Origin of the sequence: Microbacterium sp. K24 (assembly GCF_004794465.1) — a bacterium.
Taxonomy (GTDB): Bacteria; Actinomycetota; Actinomycetes; order Actinomycetales; family Microbacteriaceae; genus Microbacterium.
The window spans coordinates 24,412-32,009 of record NZ_SSDJ01000040.1; the positions used below are offsets into that span (position 1 = coordinate 24,412).

General features: G+C 68.8%; 7 protein-coding genes. 1 reads left to right on the forward strand and 6 read right to left on the reverse strand.

All coding sequences use genetic code 11. From position 1 onward, the window contains the following. Window positions 1–24 precede the first annotated feature (24 nt). The 4 genes from pntB to DW306_RS02025 form a co-directional block, all read right to left on the reverse strand. Window positions 25–1,422, reverse strand: coding sequence for a Re/Si-specific NAD(P)(+) transhydrogenase subunit beta (gene pntB / locus DW306_RS02010; protein ID WP_136053974.1), 1,398 nt, complete (start codon window positions 1,420–1,422; stop codon window positions 25–27). Then, window positions 1,419–2,969, reverse strand: a complete 1,551-nt coding sequence (locus DW306_RS02015; protein WP_136053975.1) for a Re/Si-specific NAD(P)(+) transhydrogenase subunit alpha — start codon at window positions 2,967–2,969, stop codon at window positions 1,419–1,421. Before DW306_RS02015 ends, pntB begins: the two co-directional genes overlap by 4 nt. Window positions 2,970–3,246: 277 nt before the next feature. Next, window positions 3,247–3,669, reverse strand: coding sequence for a hypothetical protein (locus tag DW306_RS02020; RefSeq protein WP_168429201.1), 423 nt, complete (start codon window positions 3,667–3,669; stop codon window positions 3,247–3,249). Between the two features lie 158 nt (window positions 3,670–3,827). Beyond that, entirely contained in the window at window positions 3,828–4,388 is a 561-nt protein-coding gene (locus DW306_RS02025) for an acyl-CoA thioesterase (protein WP_136053977.1), read from the reverse strand. Window positions 4,389–4,518: 130 nt separating this feature from the next. Here DW306_RS02025 and DW306_RS02030 point away from each other — a divergent pair, with 130 nt between their 5' ends. Beyond that, a complete protein-coding gene (locus DW306_RS02030; RefSeq protein ID WP_136053978.1) occupies window positions 4,519–5,028 on the forward strand; it encodes a GNAT family N-acetyltransferase in 510 nt (169 codons plus the stop codon). 36 nt (window positions 5,029–5,064) lie between these two features. On the opposite strand, the gene DW306_RS02035 is transcribed toward DW306_RS02030, so the two are convergent. Continuing rightward, window positions 5,065–6,216 (reverse strand): acetyl-CoA C-acetyltransferase, encoded by a 1,152-nt coding sequence (locus tag DW306_RS02035; RefSeq protein ID WP_136053979.1) that lies wholly within the window; start codon window positions 6,214–6,216, stop codon window positions 5,065–5,067. A gap of 29 nt (window positions 6,217–6,245) precedes the next feature. Next, window positions 6,246–7,541 (reverse strand): cytochrome b/b6 domain-containing protein, encoded by a 1,296-nt coding sequence (locus tag DW306_RS02040; RefSeq protein WP_240747016.1) that lies wholly within the window; start codon window positions 7,539–7,541, stop codon window positions 6,246–6,248. Window positions 7,542–7,598 lie beyond the last annotated feature (57 nt).

Below are 7,598 nucleotides of genomic sequence, written 5' to 3' on the forward strand. Positions count from 1 at the left end.
GGACCGAGCGCGTCCGCCGCTGCGTCACAGCGCCGCGATGATGTCCTCCACCTTCTGCTTCGCGTCACCGAACAGCATCGACGCGTTGTCGCGGAAGAACAGCGGGTTCTGCACCCCGGCGTAACCGGCGGCCATCGACCGCTTGAAGACGATCACGGTCTCGGCCTCCCACACCTTCAGCACCGGCATCCCGGCGATGGGGCTCGACGGATCCTCGGCGGCCGCCGGATTCACGGTGTCGTTGGCGCCGATGACGAGCACGACCGAGGTCGAGGCCAGGTCGTCGTTGATCTCGTCCATGCTGAGCACGATGTCGTACGGCACCTTCGCCTCGGCGAGCAGCACGTTCATGTGCCCCGGCAGGCGGCCGGCGACCGGATGGATGCCGAAGCGCACGTCGACGCCCTTCTCCCGCAGCCGGCGCACGAGGTCGGCGACCGGGTACTGCGCCTGCGCGACGGCCATGCCGTAGCCGGGCGTGATGACGACGGTTCGCGCCGCGGTGAGCACCTCGGCCGCGCCCTCGGCGGTGATCTCGCGGTGCTCGCCGTACTCGGCATCCGTCGCTGTGGGTGCGGCGATTCCGAAGCCTCCGGCGATCACCGAGAGGAACGACCGGTTCATCGCCTTGCACATGACGTACGAGAGGTACGCACCCGACGAGCCGACGAGAGCACCGGTCACGATCAGCAGGTCGTTGTTCAGCAGGAAGCCCGCCGCGGCGGCCGCCCACCCCGAGTAGCTGTTGAGCATCGAGACGACGACGGGCATGTCGCCGCCGCCGATCGAGGCGACCAGGTGCCAGCCCAGCGCGAACGCGAGAACCGTGACCCCGATCAGCAGACCGAGCTGCTGGTCGTTCACGAACCAGACCGTCAGCACGACGAACGCGAGGAGCGCGCCGATGTTCAGCACGTTCTTCCCCGGCAGCATCAGCGGCTTGGACGAGATCTTCGCCGACAGCTTCAGGTACGCCACGATCGACCCGGTGAACGTGACGCCACCGATGAAGATTCCGATGAAGACCTCGGCGTTGTGGATCCCCTCCAGCGCGGCCGGGATCTCCGGGTGTGCGAGGTAGCCGTTCCATCCGACCAGCACGGCGGCGAGACCGACGAAGCTGTGCAGCAGGGCGATGAGCTCCGGCATCCCCGTCATCTCGACGGATCGTGCACGCCAGAGACCGATCGCGGCGCCGATGACCACCGCAGCCACGAGCAGTCCGAGCCCGAGGAGGGCGCCCGTGGTCCAGGCATCCGCCACGGTGAGGGCGACGGTCGCGAGCAGCGCGATCGTCATACCCGAGATGCCGTAGACCACGCCGGAACGGGCGGACTCGTGGCGGCTGAGCCCGGCGAGGCTCAGGATGAACAGCAGGGCGGCGACGATGTAGGCCGCTCCCGCGAGGGCGTCGACGGTCACTTGCGGCCGCCCTTCGCCGGGTTCCCGAGCGTGAACATCGCGAGCATCCGACGGGTGACCGCGAATCCTCCGAAGATGTTGATGGACGCCAGCAGCACGGCGATCGCCGCGAGCACCTGCACCACCGGGATGGCGGAGGTGATCTGCAGCATGGCGCCGACGACGATCACGCCGGAGATGGCGTTCGTCACCGACATGAGGGGCGTGTGCAGCGCGTGGTGCACCTTGCCGATCACGTAGAAGCCGATCACGACCGAGAGCACGAGCACGGTGAAATGCTGCGGCAGCGGCGCGGGCGCGAACGCGTTCACGGCGAACAGCGCGGCGATGCCGACGACGATGAGTGCGACCTTGCGTCCGGTCGACATGGTCGCAGGCGTCGCGATCTCGGTCGGGGCCTCGACCGCCTTCGCGGGGGCGGCGGCGACCTGCACGGCGGGCGGCGGCCACGTGACGGCCCCGTCACGCACGACGGTGACCGAGCGCTGCACGACGTCGTCGAAGTCGATCACCAGCTGCCCGTCCTTCGCGGGCGTCAGGAGGGCGACGAGGTTCGCGAGGTTGGTGCCGTACAGCTGCGAGGCCTGCGCCGCGAGGCGCGAGGCGAGGTCGGTGTAACCGAGGATGATCACGCCGTTGCCGGTCACGATGCGCTCCCCCGCGACCGAGCCCTCGACGTTGCCGCCCTGTCCGGCGGCCATGTCGACGATGACGCTGCCCGGCTTCATGAGCGCGACGTCGGATGCCGTGATCAGACGCGGCGCCGCACGGCCCGGGATCAGCGCGGTCGTGATGATGATGTCGACGTCGGCGGCCTGCTCGGTGTAGATCTCCGCGGCACGGCGGTCGTAGTCCTCGCTCGTCGCCTTCGCGTAGCCGTCGGCGGATGCCGCGACCGCGACATCGACCGCCAGATAGGTGCCGCCGATCGAGCTGACCTGGTCGGCCACCTCGGGCCGGGGGTCGGTGGCGCGCACGATCGCGCCGAGACTGGATGCCGCGCCGATCGCGGCGAGACCCGCGACTCCGGCTCCGGCGACGAGCACCTTCGCCGGCGGCACCTTGCCCGCGGCGGTGACCTGCCCGGTGAAGAAGCGTCCGAATTCGTGCGCGGCCTCGACGACGGCGCGGTACCCGGCGATGTTGGCCATCGAGCTCAGCACGTCCATCGACTGTGCGCGCGAGATGCGCGGCACCGCGTCGAGGGCGAGCGCGGTGATACTCCGCTGCGCGAGCGACGCGACCAGCTCGGGGCGAAGTGCCGGCGACAGCAGCGCGATGAGCGTCGCTCCGTCGGCGAGCAGCGCGATCTCCGCGGCATCCGGCGCCGTGATCGCGAGTACGACCTCGCTCCCCCACGCCCCGGTGCGGTCGACGATCGTCGCCCCCGCCGCTTCGTACTCCGCGTCGGGGTACGACGCGGACGCGCCCGCTCCCCGCTCCACGTTGACCGTGTGGCCCAGCTTCCTCAGCGACGCGATCGTCGCCGGGGTGGCCGAGACCCGTGCTTCGCCCGCAGGCTCCCGCACGATGCCGATGACTGCCACTTGCTCCTCCTCCGCCCGTCTGCTGCGACGGGGTCTGCGCGGGCAGCGATGCCCGTATGTTCCGCTCACAGTACTGAGAGCGCGCGGCAGTCACGTTCTCTTCTTGTCACATTACGAGAAAAGAATTCCAGTTTTTTAGGTATACGTATGTCGGGGAGGGCACCGCTCCCCGGCGCGCGGGGGCGCTCCGGGGACGAACTCCTCGTTGTTGTCAGTGCCACCGGTCGGGCTTAGGCGGTGGCCGGGTCGCAGCGGACCCGGCCACCGGCTGATCTGCTCAGAACTTCGCACCTGCGGCGTCGGCGCTGACGGCACCCGAGGCGATGTCACTAAAAGCCTGGGCGACCCTTTCGATCTTCGCCGCAGCGGTCGTGTAGAAGCCATCGCGACCGTGCTGCTGGATGTAAGCAGATGCTTGCAGGAGGGCGGTGGCGGAACTGCCTCGGAAATAACTCCTCGCGCTGTCAATCGTGTTCAAAGCTGACGTCACTGCCTGTTGACGCGCATTCCAATCTCTCAGATTCCGCAGTTTCTGCGCATCGGCGCGCAGACTGGAAGCGAGGTTGCCCAGTTGCGCCAGGTTCGGGCGCAGAAACGGAGCGTGGGCACCAACCTCGCTCAGAGGTGCGGTCGTTGCGAGCGCCGGGGTGCCCGATGCCAGGAGCGTCAGCCCTAGTGCGGCAACAGAGAGCGTCTTCACTGTCCTCTTCATACTCATCTCCGATCATTCAAGACCCTCGAAAGCGAGGGCGATCAAGAACGTACTCAAGGACTTACCCGTTGTCTGTCCGTCGTTCGGGGGACAGACCTCGAGGCCGGGGCGGCTGCACCTCGGCCTCCCCTACCGGAATACCGGAATCACGACCAGACGCTCGGCGCCTTCACCCGCACGGGAGGCAGAGCGGATGCCGCGGCCCAGTCGTGCACCCACGGGTCGATCTCCGGCACGCCCTCGGGCTTGCCGACCGCGGCGAAGAGCTCCTCGTTGCTGACGGTGCCGCCGGTGCGTCGCAGCATCCGCGCCCGCACGATGGCCCGCGCGTAGACCTCGCCGTCGACCACGGCGCGATGCTCCATGAACAGCGCCTTCTCGTCGTGGCCGATGAAGCGCGACTGCACCTCGAACCGCTGCCAGAGCTGCAGCGACTTGCGGAAGGTGATGGTCTCGCTCGACACGACCGCGTACCAGCCCTGGTCCTTCATCGCGCCGAAGAGACCGGTGCGGATGAGCAGATCCCAGCGCCCGAGATCGAACAGCGACAGGTAGCGGCCGTTGTTCATGTGCCGCAGGATGTCGATGTCGGTCGGCAGGGTCGTGAGCCGGACGGTGCCGACGGCGGTGGGGTCGAGGGTCTTCCCTCGCCGCGCGCGACGCCGTGCGCGGAGGATCACGAGAAGGGTGCGCCAGATCACATTCACGAGGATCGATCGTAGCCATCGACGAACGATCCGCGAACATCATTGTGCGAATCCTCCAGCCCCTCGATCCGTGTCGTTCACGGCATCCGCTCGATTTCCTGATCTCGGATGCCGCGCGTAGAGTCGCGGCATGAGCGCCGAAGCCCAGCCCGAAGTCATCGTCCGTCCGGTCCGTGATGTGGATGCGGAAGCCCTCGGTCGCGTGCACGCGCAGTGCTGGCACGAGACCTACGACCACCTCATCAGCAAGGCGGCGCTCGAGCGGGTCTCCCCCCGCCGCATGGCCGAGCTGTGGACGCACTGGGCCGCCCAGGGCCCCGAGTTCACCATGAGGGCTGCTCTCGTCGACGGCGAGATCGTCGGCTTCGTCGGCTCCGGCCCGGCTCGCGACAAGGACGCTCCGGCGTTCCGCGAGCTCTACTTCATCTACCTGCTCGACGCGCTGCACGGCACCGGCATCGGCCAGAAGCTCTTCGACGCCGCGGTGGAGCCGGATGAGCCGCTGTACCTGTGGGTCGCCGAGGACAACCCCCGTGCGCACCGCTTCTACACGCGCAACGGCTTCACGCTCGACGGCGCCACGCACACCGAGCCCTTCCTCGGCGAGACGCTGACCGAAGTCCGCTTCGTCCGCTCCTGAGGGCAGGCCTCCGCGAGACCTGCTTCCCGGCCGGCGTCAGAGACGCTCGAGGATCGTGACGTTCGCGACGCCGCCGCCCTCGCACATCGTCTGCAGGCCGTAGCGTCCGCCGGTGCGCTCGAGCTCGGCGAGCAGCGTCGTCATCAGCCGGGTGCCCGTGGCTCCGATCGGGTGCCCGAGCGCGATCGCACCGCCGTTGACGTTGACCTTCTCGTGCGGCACGTGGAGCTCGCGCATCCAGGCGAGCGCGACCGACGCGAAGGCCTCGTTGATCTCGAACAGGTCGATGTCGGAGACGGTCAGACGGGTCCGCTCCAGCGCGTGCCGGGTCGCGGGTATCGGCGCCGTGAGCATGAACACGGGATCGTCGCCCCGCACCGAGATGTGGTGCACGCGCGCACGGGGCACGAGGCCGTGCTCCTTGACCGCGCGCTCGCTCGCGATGAGCACCGCGCTCGACGCATCGCTGATCTGCGACGAGACGGCGGCGGTGATGCGGCCTCCGGGTCGCAGCGGCTGCAGCCCCGCCATCCGTTCCAGCGAGGTGTCGCGGCGTACGCCCTCGTCATGGTCGAGGCCGGCCAGCGGTGCGATCTGACGCGCGAAGCGACCCTCGTCCTGGGCCTGAGCCGCGCGCCGGTGGCTCTCGAGGGCGAACTGCTCCATGTCTTCGCGGGTGATGTCCCACTTCTCGGCGATCAGCTCCGCGCCGGCGAACTGCGAGATCTCCTGGTCGCCGTAGCGAGCCTGCCAGCCCGGCGACTCCGCGTACAGAGTCGTGAAACCGTACGCCTCGCCGACGACGGCAGACGAGGAGAGCGGCACCTGCGACATGTTCTGCAGCCCGCCCGCGATCACGAGGTCGGCGGTGCCGCTCATCACCGCCTGCGCCGCGAAATGCACGGCCTGCTGGCTCGAACCGCACTGGCGATCGATCGTGACGCCCGGCACGTGCTCGGGGAATCCGGCAACCAGCAGGGCGGTGCGGGCGACGTTGCCGGCCTGGCCGCCGATCGCGTCGATCGTGCCGAGGATGACGTCGTCGATGGCGCCCGGATCGATGCCGGCGCGCTCGACCAGCGCGCGCAGACTGTGCGCGCCCAGGTCTGCGGGGTGGATGCCGGCGAGCGAGCCGCCCCGTCGGCCCACGGGCGAGCGGACCGCGTCGACGATGTATGCCTCTGCCATGCTGTGCTCCTTCGAGGGACGGAGGTGGATCAGCGCCCGGAGACCTTGCCGAACAGTTTCGCGATCGGCGCGAGCACCAGCGGACGCGCCGCGAACCATCCGATCGCGAGCACGACGAGCGAGCCGATGAAGACCCAGAAACCGGTCCAGGTGACGGCATCCTGCGACGCGTACATGTGGTTCAGGTTGCGCAGGAATCCGGTCAGCATCACCAGTGCGACGTGGGCGATGATGAACGCCACGAAGTACAGCATGATCGGGAAGTGCAGGGCGCGGGCCCACTCGACCGGGTACGCCTTCGACAGGCGCTCCGCCTTCTTCGGCCAGAGCCCCGACATCCGGAATCCGGTCGCGACCGCCAACGGCGCCGCGATGAACACGGTCACGAAGTAGGCGAGCTGCTGCAGGCTGTTGTAGTTGTTCCAGCCGTTCTCGTGCGGCCAGTCGAACGAGATGTACTGCAGCACGGCCGACAGCGCGTTCGGGAAGACCTCCCAGCTCGTCGGCACGATCCGCACCCAGTGGCCGGTGACGAACAGCAGCACGACGAAGATCACGCCGTTGATGATCCACAGCAGGTCGAGCGCCTGGTGGAACCACAGCGTCAGGCTGATCTTGCCCTTGGCGTTGCCGCGCGGGGTCCAGAAGACGGTGGGACGCTTCTCGGAACGCACCCGCAATCCGGAGCGGATGATCAGCACGATCAGGAACATGTTGAAGAAGTGCGCCCAGTTGACCCAGGGCGCGAACCCGGGCTCGACCGCGATCGGCGGCTCGTACTCGCCGGGGAACGCCGCGAGGAAGTCCTGCATGAACGGGAAGCTCAGCAGCGTGCGGACGAACGCGATCGCCGCACCCGCCAGGACTCCCAGAGCCGCGGCGCCGAAGAGCCCCGCGATGGCCTGCGGCCACGTCGGCAGGCGACGAGCGGATGCCGGTGCGGCAGGCATGTGCCGCGGCGCGCGTCCGTTCCACACCGTGCGCGCGTACGGCAGCGGAGTGTCGAGGTCGGTGGCGAGGATCGAGGTCGAGGCTGGAGCAGTGGTGGCGACGACCGTCGATGGCTCGGCGGTGGCGGATGCCGCGGGGGCCTCGGATGCCGCCGGAGTCTCGGGCGCGGTCTGTTCGACCTGGGTTCCTGAGCTCGTCGAAGGGGCAGGCGCTCGCACCACCGTCTCCGCGGGCGGCCACGGCTCGGCGCCGCTCACGCGGGGCAGACCGCGACGCACCGGGGCCGCGGTCGTCGCGGAGACGGACGGGGCGGCGGACGCGGCAACGGGGCGTTCGCCCGATGCGACGGTCTCCGTCAGATTAGGGGTCGACACGCCAGATGTCGGACCGTTTGCGGGAGATGGTCCGACATCTGGCGTGTCGGCCCCCGA

Excerpts from the sequence above, each read along its gene's own strand:
- DW306_RS02035 (WP_136053979.1), bottom strand. The coding sequence starts at position 6,216 with ATGGCAGAGGCATACATCGTCGACGCGGTCCGCTCGCCCGTGGGCCGA.
- DW306_RS02030 (WP_136053978.1), top strand. The coding sequence starts at position 4,519 with ATGAGCGCCGAAGCCCAGCCCGAAGTCATCGTCCGTCCGGTCCGTGAT.